Origin of the sequence: Desulfosudis oleivorans Hxd3 (assembly GCF_000018405.1) — a bacterium.
GTDB lineage: Bacteria > Desulfobacterota > Desulfobacteria > Desulfobacterales > Desulfosudaceae > Desulfosudis > Desulfosudis oleivorans.
The window spans coordinates 447,678-463,860 of the sequence record NC_009943.1; the positions used below are offsets into that span (position 1 = coordinate 447,678).

A 16,183-nucleotide genomic window follows, 5' to 3' on the forward strand; every position below is an offset into this window, starting at 1 on the left:
CTGTCCCACTTTAAAGCAATCGATTTATGCGTTTTTTTTCTTTTATATTACAGCTTCTGCTGCCGGCCCTGTTGCTGGGGGTTGCGGGGTGTACGGCCCCGCCGGCTCCGCCGGTTTATGTCGATTTTGAGACTGCCGCGCCCTTTGACCGGCTTTGCGCAAAACTGGAAAAAGACGGGTTTGACGGCCAGGTTCTGCGGCGGTATTACACTCATCCGGATGTGGCCTTTGAGCAGGCCGGCACAGCCCTGTTTTTTCACCACAGTGAATCAAAGCTGAATTACGACCAGTTTTTAAAAACCGCTTCCCTGAACCGGGCCCGGGAATACCTGCAGGCCCAGGGCCGTTGGCTGACAGCGGCCCAGAACACCTACACCGTGGACAAAGAGGTGATAACCGCCATTCTTCTGGTGGAAACCCGGTTCGGCGCCTACCTTGGCACCCGGCCGGCCTTTAACATTCTCTCTTCCATGGCCTCCCTTGCCGACCCGGCCATGGAGGCGGAGTTCTGGCAGTCCATCGAAAAGACCACGACCTTCACACCAGAGGCCTATAACAAGCGGGTGCGGGACAAATCCAAGTGGGCGTACAACGAACTCAAGGCGTTTCTGGCCTATGTGGAAAAAGAAAACATTGAGAATCCCGTGTCCCTGAAAAGCTCTTATGCAGGGGCCATGGGAATCTCCCAGTTCATGCCCAGCAACATTCTCAAACTGGGCGTGGACGGCGACAATGACGGCCGGGTAGACCTGTTCACCCATCCGGACGCCATCTTCAGCGTGGCCTCCTTTCTCGCCCACCACGGATGGAAACCGGGCCTGGACCACCAGGCCGCCTACAAGGTCCTGCTCAACTACAACTACAGCCGGCCTTACGCCGAAACCGTATTGAAGATACGCGAACGGCTCAAGGCCGGACCCTCCTGACAAACCCGGAAAGATTCAACCATGAGCCCGATAACCATCACCATCATTGCTGTCGGCCTGCTTGCCTGGCTGCTCACCTGCTGGGCCTTGATCGATGTGGCCGGCCGGGACTTCGGCGGCATTGAAAAAAAGGCCGCCTGGGGTTTTGTCGCCTTTATTCCCTTTGTGGGCTGGCTCATCTACCTGGTCATCGGCCGGCCGAAAAGCACGCCCCCAAAGGCCGGCCCGGACCCGTCATGAAAATTCAGCAGGCCACCCTTCACCACCTTGCCACAACCGAATCCACCATGGATGTGGCCCGGAACCTGGCCCTTCAGGGGTGCCCCCATTTTACCGTGGTGGTGGCCGACACCCAGACCGGGGGCCGGGGCCGCATGGACCGCACCTGGCATTCCGACCCGGGAGGGCTTTACATGACGCTTGTGTTAAAGCCTGATATGCCGGCCGCAGACGGGTTGAAACTCACCTTTCTGGCCTCCCTGACCCTGGCCCAAACAGTACGGCGGTGCTGCGACATCGACGCCGGGGTCAAGTGGCCCAATGATATTCTTGTAAAAGAAAAAAAGCTGGCCGGCCTGCTTTCCGAAATGCAGGCCACCGGCAGCCGGATCGACTTTGTCAACATCGGCATCGGCATCAATGTCAATAACGACCCGGCCCGGTTTGAGCCCGGGGCCACCTCCATAAAGGCCGCAACCGGCGCGACTTTTTCCCGAGAGGGGCTGCTGGACGAATTTTTAGGCGCGCTCAAGACCGGGCTGCAAAACACCAGCCTGCCATCCGTCATTCAGCAGTGGAAAACCCTTGCCGTCAGCCTGGGCCGCCCGGTAACCGTTGTCACGCCCCGGGAGACCGTAACAGGCATTGCCGAGGACGTAAATGAAAGCGGCGCCCTGCTCGTCCGCATGAGTGACGGCGACCTTCGGGAAATCTGCTACGGCGATTGCTTTCACCGCTGATTCGTGTACTTTTCTTGGCGGCAAGAAAAGTACCAAAAGAACCGCGCCCCGCGGCTTGGCCTTCGGCTTCCCTCGCTCGAAGAATTTTTCGGCGCGAAAATGAACTCGCCCCGCTTCCAGCGTGGCTCAGACAGCATTTTCGCTTTCCCCGAAAAATTTCTTCTCACTCGGCTGCGCCGCAATGGGCGAAGACTCTCATTGATGTCTGTCCCGTCACCAACACCATGCCTTTGATGGGTGCCACGGGCCAGGCGACAGCTTGCCCGTGCTGCCGCTCACGGGCAAGGCCATTCGGCCTTGGCCCGTGCCACCCGTTAAAGAATAAGACGCACCTGTATGCCGTACTCCCACAAAGAAACGCCGACCGTGCACCCCCGGGAGCGCCGCACCCCAGTGCGGCAACTCAAACGGCAGACCACGTTTCAACAAACTTTCATGTTCCACATGATCACCACACACCCGTCATTGCCCAACTTGATTGGGCAATCCAGAATAAAATTGACCTGTTACCTTATTTAAAAAAACATTGAATCATTTTTATTCTGGATCGCCGGGTCCGTCATCCCGGACTCCGATCCGGGACCGGCGATGACGAAGGAGGGGCCGCTTCATGGCCTTCGGGTGCTTCGTGGTCTTCGTGTTAAAAAGCAGCCTGCCATACCAGGCATACGGCCTCCCTCCAAGCGAAAAACACCAATAAAATAATGCTTTGCCAGGCCGGCGACGCGGCACCTACCCCCCGTTTTCACATTTCAGGGTTTTGGAAGCGCAAAATCAGGGTTTCCCCGATTGTGCCGCGACCATATCTGACCTATCACTTACTCCCCAGAAGACCGAAACACTGTTTACGTTTCTGACGGCAACTGTTTTCGGTACAACAAAAACGTTTATTCACGGAACGAAATGCACATGAAGTCCGCAAAGGCAGCGATTGAAGCCGGTTTTGAACGATGGGCCCTGGCCCTTTACCGCCGACCACGGGTAACCCTGCTGGTGCTGGCGGCCCTGACAGGATTTTTTCTTTTTCAGATGCCGCGCCTTGATTTTGACACCTCCTCGGAATCCCTTTTACACGCAGACGATCCCTATCGCCTGGCCTACGACCGGTTCCGGGAAGATTTCGGCCAGGACCGCAACATCATTCTGGGTATCACCGGCCCGAACATCTTTTCTTCGGAATTTTTAGGCCGGCTCCAGGCCCTTCACCGGGAGATCGAGGAGACGGTCCCCCATGTCAAACGGGTCAAAAGCCTGGTTACGGCCCGCCATGTCACCGGAGAAAATGACTTTCTCCATGTGGGAGAACTGCTGGAATCGTGGCCCGAAGAACCCATGGACATGGGCCAGCTGCGACAGCAGGTCATGGAAAACCCCTTCTACCGGAATTTTTTGATCTCGGAAGACGGCGACCTGACCGCCATTGTCATTGAAACCGATGCGGTTATTGCCAGCGCGCCCGCATCAAACGACGAGGTCCTGGCCGGATTCTCCGACGACGCCCCGGCTGGAAAAACGGGGTCAGGGGCGTCTGATACGGAAGAGCGGTTTATCGGGGCACCTGAAATCCGTGAAATTGTTGATGCCGTGACTCGACTGATCCCCCGTTACCAGGCCCCGGATTTTCAAATCCGGTTTTCCGGCTCCCCGGTGGTGGTGGATCTTTTCAACCGGGCCGTGGCAACGGACATGACCCGGTGCGCCCTGTATACCCTGGTGGTGATCACCCTGGCCATGGGGCTGCTTTTCCGCCGGGTTTCAGGCGTGTGCCTTCCTCTTATTGTGGTAACGGCATCTGTCATTTCGGCCCTGGGCATTATGGCCATGGCAGGGGTCAAGATCAAGATCATGACCGCCATTCTGCCGGTCTTCATCCTGTGCGTGGGCGTGGCTGATTCGGTTCATGTGCTGACTATTTTTTTCCGGGAATACCGGCCCGGCGCATCCAGGGCGGAGGCTGTCGCCCATGCCATGGGGCACTCGGGCCTGCCTGTTCTCCTGACCAGCCTCACCACGGCGGCGGGGCTTCTCTCTTTTTCCTTTGCTGAGATATCGGCCATCGGCGAGATGGGGATTTTCTCCGCCGTGGGTGTGTTCATGGCCCTCTTCTATACCATCTGCCTGCTGCCGCCCCTGCTGGCCCTGCTGCCCTTAAGGCCCGGCCGGGCATCGGCCGGACACTCCCGGGCCATGGACCGGGTCCTTTCCGGGCTTGCCCGGTTTGCCACGACTCATCCGAAAAAGATTGTTGCCGGTGGCGTCTTTCTTATGATCCTGTCTCTGGCCCTGCTGCCCCGGCTGCGGTACGTGGACCACGTGCTCAACTATTTTTCCGACCGCATGCAGGTCAAACACGACATGGTCTACATCGACCGGGAACTTCGGGGCATCATCTCCTTTGAAGTGATCGTGGATACAAACCGGGAAAACGGCCTTCACGAACCGGACCAGCTGCGCAGAATCGATGACGCGGCCCGGCAGGTAAAAGCCGAAAGCGCCGCCATGGGACCTGAATTTGCCGTTGCCAAGATATTTTCCCTCACCGACGTGGTCAAGGAGATCAACCAGGCCCTGCATAACGACGACCCGGCATTTTACACCATTCCCGAAGAGCGCCGGCTGGTGGCCCAGGAACTGCTGCTGTTTGAAAACAGCGGCAGCGACGAACTGGAGCCCGTGGTGGACACGACGTTTTCCAAAACGCGGGTGTCAATAAAGGTACCGTGGCTCGACTCCGTGGGCCTTTATCGGCTCAGCGAACAGATTCGGCGCGTGTTTGAAATCACCTTTGCCGGCCATGCCGACACCTCCCTGACCGGCATGTCCCTGATCCTGGCCCGCACCCTTCCGGCCACCCTGTCGAGCATGGAACAGAGCTACCTGCTGGCGGCGGTGGTTATCTCGGTGCTGATGGTGCTTCTGGCCGGCGATATCCGCATCGGGCTGCTGGCCATGTTTCCCAACCTGCTGCCCATTCTGGCGGTGATGGGCGCCCTGGCGGCCGCAAACATTCACCTGGACATGACGGTCCTGATGATCGGCAGCATCGCCATCGGCCTGGTGGTGGACGACACCATGCATTTCATTCACCACTTTCGGCGTCACCTGGACCGGGTTGGGGATCCAGCGGCGGCGGTCCGCCTCACCCTCCTGGGCGCCGGCCGCGCCCTGCTGATCACCACGCTGGTGCTGGCCGGTGGGTTTCTGGCCCTGACCGCCGCCACCATGCCGCACATGGTGCGTTTCGGCCTGCTGCTGACCCTGGTGCTGGTGTTGGCCCTGGCAGCCGACTTTATCCTGGCGCCGGCCCTGATGGTGCTGACGGCAAAAAAACCGCCGGTCCCCCATTATGAAATCATTACACCGGTCCCGGTTCAAAAGGACGAACCGCCGGACCGTAAAACAGGTACGCATGATTGACCTTGTTGCTCCGGGCCTTCCGGCAGCCGGAAATAACCCTAAACCAAAGGAGTCTGAACATGCTGTTTAAATCCAAACCCATTGTGTCGGCCCTGGTGCCGGTGGAAAAGATTTCCGAAGACCTGATCCGTGAAATGCACAGCCTGTTTATCGAGTATTATGAAAACGCCGATTATGACACCTTTAAACAGGACCTTGGCGCCAAAACCGGTTCCTTTCTGTGGCGGGAACGAAAAACCGGCCGGCTGATCGCCTTTGCCAACATCCGGCTCATGAAACTTCCCTATAAAAAACGTCATGTCCATGTTTTTTTCTGCGGCGACACGGTGTGTCACCGCGACTACTGGCAGCGCAACGCCTCCGGCAACAGCCCCATGGCCGCAACGGTCTACGGATTTCTGCTCCGTTTTATGATGAAACACCCCTTCAGCACCTACTGGTTCATGATCTCCATGAGCTTTCGCACCTACCTGGTCATCGCCAACAACATGGTCCATCACTACCCCCATTACGAACGCACCGATGCCAAGGTCCAGAAGCTCAAAGAGATCTGCCATCTGGTGGCCGGCCATATGTATGGCGACAAGTTTGACCCGGAAACCGGGCGGGTGGACTTCGGCCGGAAGGACGAAAATCAGACCATCAAAAGCGATGTGGCCCCGGTCACCCCTGAAATGCTGGAGAAATATCCCAAGATCCGGTTCTACGAATCGTTGAATCCGGATAATCAAAAGGGCGTTGAACTGGCCTGTATCGGCGCCATCGACATTGATTCAATCACTGCTTATTGCAAAAAGTTTTTGCGCCGCACCTGGGACGGCCTGACCGCCAGGGGTAAAGTGACAACCCTGCCGAGCACGGCTGCATTGGACCGGAACCAGGAGAAAAAGAAAAAGGCGGCATAACCCGAAAACTGCATGAAACAGACGGGCTGACAACAGGGAGGACGGCGCGCAATGGATATGCTTACCAACATCGCTCACCAGGCCGCCATGGCGGTTTCACAAAAGGGATACCGGACCTACACATCGGGGCTGGCCGATATTCGGCCCCATCAGCAGCGCATACTGGCTTCCATCCTCAGGGCCGTCAGGGGGTCTGCGTCCGGCCGGTATTACGGCCTGACCGGAGAGGAATCCATTGAGCGGTTTCGGGCGAAAGTCCCCCTGACCGAGTATGCCCACTGGGAAAAACAGATTGAGCGGCAGAAAAAGACCGGGGAGCCGGTTCTCAGCACCAGCCCCTGCGAGCGGTATCAGCCCACCAGCGGTTCCACGTCGGACATTAAGTGGATTCCCTACACCCGGCAGTTCCTGTCCCAGGTGGACGCTTTTATTTCACCGATGATCTACCGCATGTACCGGCAGTACCCCGGCATTCGAAAGGGGGTTCACTACTGGTCTCTTTCATGGATTCCAACAGAGCTGCGCAGCCATATCAGCCCGAACATCAACGACGATCTGAAGCTGCTGCCCTGGTGGAAACGGATGTTCATGTCTCTGACCATGGCGGTGCCGGACAGCGTGGCCCACGCGCCCACGTCAGAAGCCTCCATGTTTGCCACCGCCTGCTATCTGTGCGCGGCCGAAAACCTCTCCCTGGTATCCGTGTGGAGCCCCACGTTTCTGCTGAGCATGCTTGATCTGATTTCCGACCATCGCCGGGAAATGGCCTCGGTGCTGGCATCAGGCGCCTGGGGAGAGGCCCGGCAGTCTCTGGCCTACCTGCCGTGCCCCCGTTCGCGGCACGGGGCCGACATCCTGGCAAACCGGGAAGCAGAGCTGTCACCCAAAACCCTCTCCCGGTTATGGCCGGGCCTTCGGGTGATCAGCGCCTGGGACACGTGGACCTCAACGCCATGGGCAAGCAAGATAAAAGAGCTGTTTCCTTTTGCCGTGCTGGAGGGAAAGGGTCTGCTGGCCACCGAGGGCATTGTCTCCATGCCCTTTGACGGCCAATACCCATTGACCTACCAGTGTCACTTTTACGAGTTTGTGGACTGGCATTCCGGCGACATCCTGAACGCGTGGGAGCTGAAAAAGGGGCAGGTCGTCCAGCCGGTGCTGACCACCGGCGCCGGCCTGCTGCGATACCTTTTGCATGACAGGCTGGAGGTGACCGGTTTTCTGCAAAGCTGCCCCTGCTTTCTTTTCCTGGGCCGGTCCGACGGCGTGGACCTGGTCGGTGAAAAGATGAGTCCTGAGGCGGCCGGCCGGGTGCTGAACAGGATATCGGACACCTACAGCAGCGTCCGGCCGGTCAGCCTGCTGGCCGTGCCCAGCAGCCATTCCGGCGCCACCGACGGATACGTGCTCCTGTGTGAAGGCGATGAAACGGCCCCGGCCGGCGATATCGCTGAACGGGCGGAAAAGGAACTGCGCGGAATTTATCACTACAACCTGGCCCGGGACCTGGGCCAGCTGGCCCATCTGAAATGCGTTGTGTCCCCGGCGGCAACCGCGATTTACCAGTCCCGGGCCGCGGCCCGGGGCATGGTGGCGGGCAACCTGAAAATAGAGCCGGTGGTCCTGTGGAACTGCGCGCTTCCCGGCCCCCTGTGCAATGCCTTTGCCGGGCCGGTGGACGCACGGGTGAATTAAAATGAAAGGATATTCTTCAGTTTAGCACTGAAACGGATACAAGCCGTTTACTGTGGCTAACCGGGAGATAAGCCGAACAAAACAGACAACACTATTTAAGGGAACAACGACCATGAATTTTAATCCGGACAAAACAGAGTACCCTTCTGTCGCGCCCCAGGGCGACGACGGGGCTGTCGAGACGGAAATGCCCACAATGAAAATAAGCGACTTTGCCGCACAATTCGGGTGTGTCCCGCTGACGCCGGCGGACAATCCGAAAATTCAGGCGTTTTACAACAGCATGGCCATGACCAGCGAAAAATTCAGCGTGCACACGAAAAAGGAGCCCGACTATTTCCGGTTTCTGGCCTATGCCGCGGACAACCACCACGTGTTCGGCTACCCCAACGCGCAAGGCGAGCTGGAAGGCATGGTGTCGTTGATTGTGCGGCCCTGCTATATTGGTGGCCGGCCCGACAGGGTAGGCCACTTTCTTGACCTGCGTTTCAAAAGAAGAAAAGAGCGCACGATAAAGGGCGACTGGAAAGAGCTGGGCCTGGGCTTCACCCGTTCCGGCAGCCGGGTGGAAGAGACGGAAGGGTGCCGCATCTACCACGGTTCCTACATCACCACCAACATCTATGCTACTGCCTCCATCGGCAAGGATGCACACGCAAAGGCCGGACAGAAAAAGGCTGAAAAACCGGCACCGGCACCGGAACGCAAGGCCCCCCCGGTTCCGCCTGAAAAAACCCCCGCGGCGCCCGCGCCGGCACCAGAGGCGTTCAGGGTCAGCAACCTGGCCGCCTACCAGGCGATCAATATCTACGCCCGGAAACCCTGGAAGATTTTAAGCCTGGGCAGCTTTGGAAAATCAAGGGAGAAGCTGGTGGTCACCCAGGGTACGGAAAAGGATCTCGAACCCTTGAAAGCGTTTCTGGACCGGCAGAACCAGCCCAAAACCTTCGGCTACATCTATGCCGGGCCTTCAGGAGAGCTGGAGCGACGGCTGAGACGATGGGACGGGTTGTCCATGTCCTCGTTTTTCATTGCCCGGGACCTGTCCGGGAAAATTCTTGGCGCCTTTGGCGCCTTTGACCCCGGCAGGGGCCGCCAGCTCTACATCGATGCCCTTCCCCCGGAAAAGGAGCGGCTGGCAAAACTGGGCGCCATGGCCGGGTTGAAGGTGCCCAGGCCCAACGAGAATATCGACATCCTTTACCTGACCTCCCTGGAGCTGGACCATGACCTGGCCCCGGACCTCCGGCTTTCAGTATTTGACAGGCTGCTTTCCGCCCTGTTTCGAAGCGGTCTTCCCAGGCGCTATCATATCGTGTCGTTCTGTGATTACAACAAACAAAGCCTGCTGGAGGTTGTCTCCGGCGGTTACATGTATGACGCAACACCGGTCCTGCTCTACCAGCTTCACTCCCCCGATGCCACGGAGGTGTACCGGGAGTCGGACATGGTCCTTCCCCCCGGCCATGAAATGGTCCTCATGTGAGCATACGGTAGGGGCCAGGGATTCAAGGGTTTGTTGTTGAACAAGTTATCAGGCTGTTGGTTTCAGTTTTTGCCTGAATACTTGAGTCCTTGAATTCCCTGGCCCCTTTCACAACCAGCGATGGTAAGGCTCGGCAAAAACGCCGGACCCGGCATCCACCTTGAACATACGGACAAAAAATGACATAATGCGGTCCCATGCTGACCGCTTGCGGATTTATAATCAGTTAAAACAAACCAAGGAGAGAATCCATGCGGTACTTCTGCCATTTCACAGCCTGTTTTAGCCGTTCCCTTGTTTATGCCATCTGCCTTGCCGCGCTTATCGGCGGCCTGGTGTCGCCGGCCCTGGCCGCGGATGACCCGAAGGCCCGGGCCATCATGGAAAAAGTCGACGCGCGGGATGACGGCGACAGCATGATCTCTGACATGAAAATGATCCTGATCGACAAAAACCAGCAGACCCGGGAACGGACCATGCGCTCCTTTTCCCAGGACCGGGGCGAAGACACCTACCAGCTGATTTTCTTCTCCGGTCCGCCGGCCGTAAAAGACACCGGTTTTCTCACCTATGATTATGACGATCCGGACAAGGATGACGACCAGTGGCTCTATCTGCCGGCATTAAAAAAGACCAAGCGCATCGCCGCCGGAGACAAGACCGACTCTTTCATGGGATCCGATTTTTCCTACGCGGACATGACCAAAAGTGAACTGGACAACTACAACTACAAGCTTCTCAAGGAAGACACCGTGGACGGTCACAAGACATGGATCATCGAGGCCGTGCCCCGGACTCAGAAGGTGATCGACACCTTTGGGTATACCAAGTCCATCGTGTTTGTGCGGCAGGACAACTACGTGATGGTCCGGGCCGTGAGCTGGGTGGCCGACAGCAGCAACCTCAAGTACCTGGACGTGAAACAGCTGGAAAACATCGACGGTATCTGGGTGGCCATGGAGACCCACATGACCACGAAACGGGACAAAACCACGCTGCACAAAACCATCCTGCTTCGGGAAAACGTAAAGTTCAACCAGCCCATGGACGAAAATCTGTTTACCGTCCGACGGCTTGAAAAGGGGTTGTAGCCTTCCTGCCGCGGCAGGAACAGGAGAGCCGGCCATGAAGCGTCCACTTGTCACAAAACAGGACAGCGCTGGCCGGCTTTTTGCTTTTCGGCTGGAGCGTGCCCGGGAAACCGACACGGAAACACACCGACACCCATGCATCATAAAGGAGGAGCCATGATCACCGACGCCACCCGCCAGGCCCTGGACGGCCTTCGGGACCTGAACATGATCAAGTGGTACGCCATTCCCCTGCTGGCTATTGTGCTTTACGTGTATGCCCGTGAAATCAAGGAGGCGCGCAAAAACGGAGACTGGAACGCCGTGTTTGCCGGGGTCACCCTTTTCGGCGCCGACTTTTTAAACGAGACGGTCAACGGCTGGATCATGCACTTAAGCGGCCGGTCGGCCCTCTGGACCACGCCCGGCGACACGGCCCTGCGGGTGATGGTGGGCTGGAACATCGAGATCATCTTCATGTTCCTGATCGCCGGTATCATCTTCTATCACAGCCTGTCGGAAAACCGGACCCGGACCGAGATGTGGGCCTGGGCCGTGGCCTTTGCCGCCTTCTGCGTTTTCGTGGAGTGCCTGCTTAACATGGGCGGCCACCTGGTGTGGGAATACCCCTTCTGGGAACGCACATTCTGGGGCGTGTGGCTGATCTTTTTCTTTGGCTATTTTGCCTTTTTCTGCTGGATCATCCTGGTGATCACGCGGAAAACCACAAAAGCCAAGCTGGCCATCATCGGCGGTCTCTATGCCGTGCCCGCCATCATGAACATCCTGGCCCTGGGCCTGCTGGGCTGGAGATACTGATCCGGGCCGGCCGGCTGGCCAGCTAGTGTCCCTCCATTTAACATGGATGACACCATGTGATGTTTCCAATCCAGAAATGAGAAAAGGCCATTTATGGATGGAAACCAGCTAGAAAAAGCCACCGCCATGGCGGTGCACATGGTCTCCGACGCGCCTGGCCCGTTCCATCTCGGCCTCGGACAGGGGCCCCAAATCCAGGGCCGTCAAGGCCTCGCGCATCTGTTCCATATTTGACGGGCCGCACAGGCAGACATCCACGGCCGGATGGGACATGGCAAACCGGTAGCAGTCACTGGCCCGAAGCGGCGGCTCTCCTTCGGGCATTTTTTCAGATTTGAGCAGGTGGCCCCACCGGGTGGCGGTGTAGGAAACCACACCGGGCCGGGAATCGCCCTTCAAAAACGGAAAGGTCTCTGTTTCCGCACCCCGGTGGGCCGCGTTGTAGCGGACATGAAACAGATCAAACACGCCCTCTTTTGTCAGTTGGACAAACAGCCCGCGGGAATGGCCGGACATGCCGATAAACCGGCACAGTCCGTTTTGTTTTAGCCGCAGCGCCATGTCCATAAGCCTTTGGGCGGGCCGCCGGTTGTGCCACCCCAGCATCAGGATATCGGCATGGGCCAGGCCCATTGAACGCAGATTCCTTCTAAACAGGGTTTCGGTCAGCAGGCCGAACCGCGCATAGGTCTGAACCGCCACCACCAGGTGCTCCCGGTGACCGTTTTCGCAGATGTTCCGAATGGCGGTTTTCATGTTCGCGCGGCGACGGCCCGATCCGATGTAAAAATAGTTGCACCCCCGCTCAAACGCCTCCTCAAAGGCGGCCGGCGGCGCGCCGTAACTGGCGGCAAGGCCCAGCCGCCCGACGGAAAGCCCGGTACGGCCCAGAACACCCTTCGCAAAACTCCCGTGCGCGGTCTGTATGGTCTGCTCCATGATCATTCACCTTTCATCGTTTGATTATTCGATCCCCATTGCGTAAGATACGGTTTATATTCTCCGTGGTGGTCCATTGCATGATAATCGTTTTTTTGCGGCAAGGCAAAACCACGGCACACGACAGGAGCATTCATGAAGATCATCATCGTGGGCGGAGGGCCGGCCGGGCTGATCACGGCCCTCTGTCTTGCCCGGATGCACGGGGCTGAGATTTGCCTGCATGAAAAGCAGGGGCCCCCGGCATACACATCGTCGCTGTGCGCCGAGGGTATATCGCGCGACATGCTGCAACGCCTGGAACGCCACACCGGGTTTGATTCAACGCCGTTTATCTCCCGGGCCGTTTGCGGCATTCAGGTGCATTTTCCCGGAGGAAAGTGCGGCTACCTTCATCAGCCCGGCGCCACCCTGGAACGAACCGCCTGGCAGCAGGCCATGGCCGAATTTGCCGGGCGCCGGGGCGTTGAGGTTTTCTGGGAGTCACGGGTCTCCGGCATCGACGAACTGGATGCCGATGTGGTGGTGGGGGCCGACGGTCCGGCCTCCAGAATCCGGACCGCCATTGGCGGTACCGTGGACATGGTGCCGGCGGTCCAGTACCGCATGAATTTGGACCGGCCCCGGGAGTTTCTGGAGTTTTTTATCGACGAGCGGTTCTACCACGGAAAACACAACGACGGGTATGCCTGGATCTTTCCGAAAAAGGATTCGTTCAACGTGGGGGTCAAGGGCTCCTTTGAACAACTGGATCTGTTTTTATCGGCGTTTGACATTCGAGGAGAGATAACGCACAGGGGCGGTGCTCCCATCGCCGTTCACGGCACCCGTTTTGAAGGGACCCTGGACCGGCGGAAAGTTTTTCTCATTGGTGATGCCGCCGGCCTGACCAATGCCGCCACCTGCGGCGGGCTCAATCCCATCATCGCCTGCGCCGACTTTTTGCGCCAGGCCGTTGGCTGGCAGGAGGAGGGCGCTTACACCCGCCTGATCAAAACCCATCACTATGACCCGGCCTACTGGAAGGCGGTCCGCCATCTCTTCTACCCGCCGGATGCAACGCTTCGGGCCCTGGGAGAAATCCTTAACAACGGCCCGGTCAACCCCACCCCGGCCATGGCGGCCCGGGTGACCTTTCATCCGGGCCTGTGGGTCTACTGCGGCCGCCTGCTTCGTCACCTGAAGCCTCTTAAACAGGTGGCGTGGTAGCCGTTCTGAAACTATCAAAAGCCGTTGCCTTGACCGGTTGAATGCACTACATTAACACCCGGCAACCAAACATTTCTTTGAACCAATGGTACAACCAGAGCAGGCCATGACACGCGGTATGAAAAAAATCCTTTTCGCGCTGGTCTTCTTCTGCTTGCCGGCTCTGCCGGCAGGAGCAGCGGAGAAGCTGCCGGTGTTTGTCAGCATCGCGCCCCAGAAATATTTCGTGGAACGGATCGGCGGTGATCATGTGGCAGTGTCGGTGATGGTGGCGCCGGGCGCCAGCCCGGCCACTTATGAACCCCGGCCCGGCCAGATGCGGGCACTTTCAGCGGCCGTTCTCTATTTCGCCATCGGCGTTCCCTTTGAACAGGTGTGGCTGCCCAGGATCGCGGCCGCCAACCCGGCCATGAAAATCGTCCGTACAGACCGGGGAATTGAAAAACGCGCCATGACACACCACGCCCATGATGACGGACACGCAGAAGCAGCTGTCAGCCACGGCGGTGCCGACCCCCACATCTGGCTGTCGCCGTCCCTGGTTAAACTTCAGGCCGCAACCATTGCCAACGCGTTAAAAGAAGCAGACCCGGCCCATGCCGCCGACTACCAGGTCCATGCCGATGCGTTTTTCGCCGAGCTTGAGGCCCTGGACAAAGAGTTGCGGAACCTGTTTGCCGATGCCACCGGAGCGCGGTTTCTGGTGTTTCATCCGTCGTGGGGCTATTTTGCCGACGCTTACGGCCTTGTCCAGGTGCCCATGGAAGTTGAAGGAAAAGAGCCCAAGCCGGGCCAGTTGCGGGACCTGATTGAGCATGCCAGGAAAAACCGGATTTCCGTCATCCTGGTTGCGCCCCAGTTTTCATCCAGAAGCGCGCAGGTCCTGGCCGAAGAGATCAGCGGCACCGTGGCCGTGGCCGACCCGCTGGCGGAAAACTGGCCGGACAATTTACGGACCGTGGCCCGCACCATTCGGGGGGCAGTAAACCGATGACCGCCATCGTGGATATGCACAACGTTTCATTTACCTATGGCGGTCCGGCCGTGATAGAAAACGTCACCCTGTCCGTATCCGAAGGGGAGTTCGTGGCCCTGATCGGGCCCAACGGCGGGGGCAAGACCACGCTGCTCAAGCTGATGCTGGGCCTGGTCAAACCGCAAAAAGGAACCGTTCGGGTGCTGGGCCGGCCCCCTGAAAAGGCATCCCACCATATCGGATACGTGCCCCAGGACATTCACTTAAACCTTGCATTCCCCGTCACTGCCCTGGACGTGGTGCTGATGGGAAAGCTTGCACCCGGCAAACGGTGGATCGGCCGACCGGCCCGTCACAAAACCGACGCCCTGGCCGCCCTGGCGCAGATGGGCATGGAGGCCAGCGCGCATACCCGCATCGGAGAGCTTTCCGGGGGCCAGCGCCAGCGGGTTTTTATCGCCCGGGCCCTGGTCACCCAACCGAAACTGCTGCTGCTGGACGAACCCACGGCCAGCATCGACACCAGGGGCCAGGCCGACTTTCTGGAATTGCTGCATGATCTGAATCAACAGGTCACCATCGTGATGGTAAGCCACGACCTTCTGGCCATCTCGCACCATGTGACCTCGGTGGCCTGCGTCAACCGGGGCCTTCACTACCACCGCCGGTCCGAACTGGCCGGCAGCCTGATCAATACGTCGTGCCCCTGCACCGTGGAGTCGCTCTGCCCGGTGGAGATGGTGGCAAGGGAAACCCCGCACCTTTTTATTCGAAACCGGAAACCGTGACCCCATGATCGAGGCCCTGCACTACGACTTCATGCAAAACGCCCTGGCCGCCGGCCTGCTGGCCGCCGTGATCTGCGGCATCATGGGCTCCCTGGTGGTGGTCAACCGCATCGTGTTTCTCTCCGGCGGCATTGCCCACGCGGCCTTCGGCGGTATCGGCATGGCCTTTTTCTTCGGCTGGTCCTTTCTGGCCGGCACCCTGGGGTTTGCCCTGGTTGCGGCCCTGATCATGGCCGGGATCACCCTGCGGGCCAAACACCGGGCCGACACCATCATCGGCGTGATCTGGGCCGTGGGCATGGCCATCGGCGTGGTGCTCCTGGACCTGACGCCGGGATACAACGTGGACCTGATGAGTTACCTGTTCGGCAGCATTCTCACGGTGCCGGAAAAGGACCTGTGGATCATGGCGGGTCTGGGGCTGGGGATTTCGGTGCTGGTGGTTTTCTTCTACAACGACCTTCTGGCCATCTCCTATGACGAGGAGTTTGCCCGGGTGCGGGGCGTGGCCGTGGGGCCGATCTATTTTATGATGATCGGCATGCTGGCGGTCTCCATCGTGATGGTGATCCAGGTGGTGGGCCTGATCCTGGTGATCGCCCTGCTCACCATTCCCCCCTTTATCATGGAAAAATACGCTCGGTCCCTGGCCCGCATGATGATCGGCTCCAGCCTGCTGGGCATTCTCTTCACCCTGGCCGGGCTGTGGCTCTCCTACGCCTTTGACCTGACCTCGGGCGCGGCCATCATCCTGGTGGCCGGCGCCGCCTTCTTTCTCTTCCTGCTGATCGAAAAGGTCCGGCTGATGGCCCGGCAACGGCTGTAGGGCCGCCCCTGCCTGTCTTCCTGCACGCAATTTTCATTTTCCCCCCAAAAATACACTTTTGAGAATTCGTGCTCGTGCTCGTGACCGTGAACGTGCTCGAAAGTATTCGGGCTGGAACGCAGGCCGGATTAATTCCACTTCTAAATCAAAATGGTCCCAAACCGAAAT

Annotated in this window: 14 protein-coding genes; 13 read left to right on the plus strand and 1 reads right to left on the minus strand. The window is 58.5% G+C overall.

The annotated features are described in order from the left end of the window. The first annotated feature begins 26 nt into the window (after positions 1–26). The 9 genes from DOLE_RS01960 (at position 27) to DOLE_RS02000 (ending at position 11,277) form a co-directional block, all read left to right on the plus strand. A complete protein-coding gene (locus DOLE_RS01960) occupies positions 27–926 on the plus strand; it encodes a lytic murein transglycosylase (RefSeq protein WP_012173818.1) in 900 nt (299 codons plus the stop codon). 21 nt (positions 927–947) lie between these two features. Next, on the plus strand, positions 948–1,166 hold the full coding sequence (locus tag DOLE_RS01965) for a PLDc N-terminal domain-containing protein (protein ID WP_012173819.1): 219 nt from the start codon (positions 948–950) through the stop codon (positions 1,164–1,166). Next, positions 1,163–1,885 carry a biotin--[acetyl-CoA-carboxylase] ligase gene (locus tag DOLE_RS01970; RefSeq protein ID WP_012173820.1) on the plus strand — a complete coding sequence of 241 codons (723 nt, stop codon included), beginning with the start codon at positions 1,163–1,165 and terminating at the stop codon, positions 1,883–1,885. Before DOLE_RS01965 ends, DOLE_RS01970 begins: the two co-directional genes overlap by 4 nt. Positions 1,886–2,794: 909 nt before the next feature. After that, positions 2,795–5,302: an efflux RND transporter permease subunit gene (locus DOLE_RS01975; RefSeq protein WP_167320830.1), complete on the plus strand. Its 2,508-nt coding sequence runs from the start codon at positions 2,795–2,797 to the stop codon at positions 5,300–5,302. 59 nt (positions 5,303–5,361) lie between these two features. Then, positions 5,362–6,207 (plus strand): hypothetical protein, encoded by an 846-nt coding sequence (locus tag DOLE_RS01980; RefSeq protein ID WP_012173822.1) that lies wholly within the window; start codon positions 5,362–5,364, stop codon positions 6,205–6,207. A 51-nt stretch (positions 6,208–6,258) separates the two neighbouring features. Beyond that, positions 6,259–7,902: a GH3 family domain-containing protein gene (locus DOLE_RS01985; RefSeq protein WP_012173823.1), complete on the plus strand. Its 1,644-nt coding sequence runs from the start codon at positions 6,259–6,261 to the stop codon at positions 7,900–7,902. A 112-nt stretch (positions 7,903–8,014) separates the two neighbouring features. Continuing rightward, on the plus strand, positions 8,015–9,388 hold the full coding sequence (locus DOLE_RS01990; protein WP_012173824.1) for a hypothetical protein: 1,374 nt from the start codon (positions 8,015–8,017) through the stop codon (positions 9,386–9,388). A 251-nt stretch (positions 9,389–9,639) separates the two neighbouring features. Then, positions 9,640–10,479 (plus strand): outer membrane lipoprotein-sorting protein, encoded by an 840-nt coding sequence (locus DOLE_RS01995; RefSeq protein WP_012173825.1) that lies wholly within the window; start codon positions 9,640–9,642, stop codon positions 10,477–10,479. A gap of 156 nt (positions 10,480–10,635) precedes the next feature. Then, on the plus strand, positions 10,636–11,277 hold the full coding sequence (locus DOLE_RS02000) for a hypothetical protein (protein ID WP_012173826.1): 642 nt from the start codon (positions 10,636–10,638) through the stop codon (positions 11,275–11,277). 108 nt (positions 11,278–11,385) lie between these two features. Here DOLE_RS02000 and DOLE_RS02005 read toward each other — a convergent pair whose 3' ends face one another. Continuing rightward, the gene (locus DOLE_RS02005; RefSeq protein ID WP_012173827.1) at positions 11,386–12,216 is read right to left on the minus strand and encodes an aldo-keto reductase family protein; all 831 of its coding nucleotides are present in this window, start codon (positions 12,214–12,216) and stop codon (positions 11,386–11,388) included. 135 nt (positions 12,217–12,351) lie between these two features. On the opposite strand from DOLE_RS02005, the gene DOLE_RS02010 reads away from it, so the two are divergent. The 4 genes from DOLE_RS02010 (at position 12,352) to DOLE_RS02025 (ending at position 16,015) form a co-directional block, all read left to right on the plus strand. Further along, positions 12,352–13,425: an NAD(P)/FAD-dependent oxidoreductase gene (locus DOLE_RS02010; protein WP_012173828.1), complete on the plus strand. Its 1,074-nt coding sequence runs from the start codon at positions 12,352–12,354 to the stop codon at positions 13,423–13,425. A gap of 118 nt (positions 13,426–13,543) precedes the next feature. Then, positions 13,544–14,419, plus strand: coding sequence for a metal ABC transporter solute-binding protein, Zn/Mn family (locus DOLE_RS02015; protein ID WP_041280298.1), 876 nt, complete (start codon positions 13,544–13,546; stop codon positions 14,417–14,419). Beyond that, positions 14,416–15,189 carry a metal ABC transporter ATP-binding protein gene (locus DOLE_RS02020; RefSeq protein WP_012173830.1) on the plus strand — a complete coding sequence of 258 codons (774 nt, stop codon included), beginning with the start codon at positions 14,416–14,418 and terminating at the stop codon, positions 15,187–15,189. The genes DOLE_RS02015 and DOLE_RS02020 overlap by 4 nt, the downstream gene beginning before the upstream one ends. 4 nt (positions 15,190–15,193) lie before the next feature. Then, a complete protein-coding gene (locus tag DOLE_RS02025) occupies positions 15,194–16,015 on the plus strand; it encodes a metal ABC transporter permease (RefSeq protein ID WP_012173831.1) in 822 nt (273 codons plus the stop codon). Positions 16,016–16,183 lie beyond the last annotated feature (168 nt).

Coding starts and splice junctions, on each gene's coding strand:
- DOLE_RS01960 (WP_012173818.1), top strand. CDS start 27: ATGCGTTTTTTTTCTTTTATATTACAGCTTCTGCTGCCGGCCCTGTTG.
- DOLE_RS01965 (WP_012173819.1), top strand. CDS start 948: ATGAGCCCGATAACCATCACCATCATTGCTGTCGGCCTGCTTGCCTGG.
- DOLE_RS01970 (WP_012173820.1), top strand. CDS start 1,163: ATGAAAATTCAGCAGGCCACCCTTCACCACCTTGCCACAACCGAATCC.
- DOLE_RS01975 (WP_167320830.1), top strand. CDS start 2,795: ATGAAGTCCGCAAAGGCAGCGATTGAAGCCGGTTTTGAACGATGGGCC.
- DOLE_RS01980 (WP_012173822.1), top strand. CDS start 5,362: ATGCTGTTTAAATCCAAACCCATTGTGTCGGCCCTGGTGCCGGTGGAA.
- DOLE_RS01985 (WP_012173823.1), top strand. CDS start 6,259: ATGGATATGCTTACCAACATCGCTCACCAGGCCGCCATGGCGGTTTCA.
- DOLE_RS01990 (WP_012173824.1), top strand. CDS start 8,015: ATGAATTTTAATCCGGACAAAACAGAGTACCCTTCTGTCGCGCCCCAG.
- DOLE_RS01995 (WP_012173825.1), top strand. CDS start 9,640: ATGCGGTACTTCTGCCATTTCACAGCCTGTTTTAGCCGTTCCCTTGTT.
- DOLE_RS02000 (WP_012173826.1), top strand. CDS start 10,636: ATGATCACCGACGCCACCCGCCAGGCCCTGGACGGCCTTCGGGACCTG.
- DOLE_RS02005 (WP_012173827.1), bottom strand. CDS start 12,216: ATGGAGCAGACCATACAGACCGCGCACGGGAGTTTTGCGAAGGGTGTT.
- DOLE_RS02010 (WP_012173828.1), top strand. CDS start 12,352: ATGAAGATCATCATCGTGGGCGGAGGGCCGGCCGGGCTGATCACGGCC.
- DOLE_RS02015 (WP_041280298.1), top strand. CDS start 13,544: ATGAAAAAAATCCTTTTCGCGCTGGTCTTCTTCTGCTTGCCGGCTCTG.
- DOLE_RS02020 (WP_012173830.1), top strand. CDS start 14,416: ATGACCGCCATCGTGGATATGCACAACGTTTCATTTACCTATGGCGGT.
- DOLE_RS02025 (WP_012173831.1), top strand. CDS start 15,194: ATGATCGAGGCCCTGCACTACGACTTCATGCAAAACGCCCTGGCCGCC.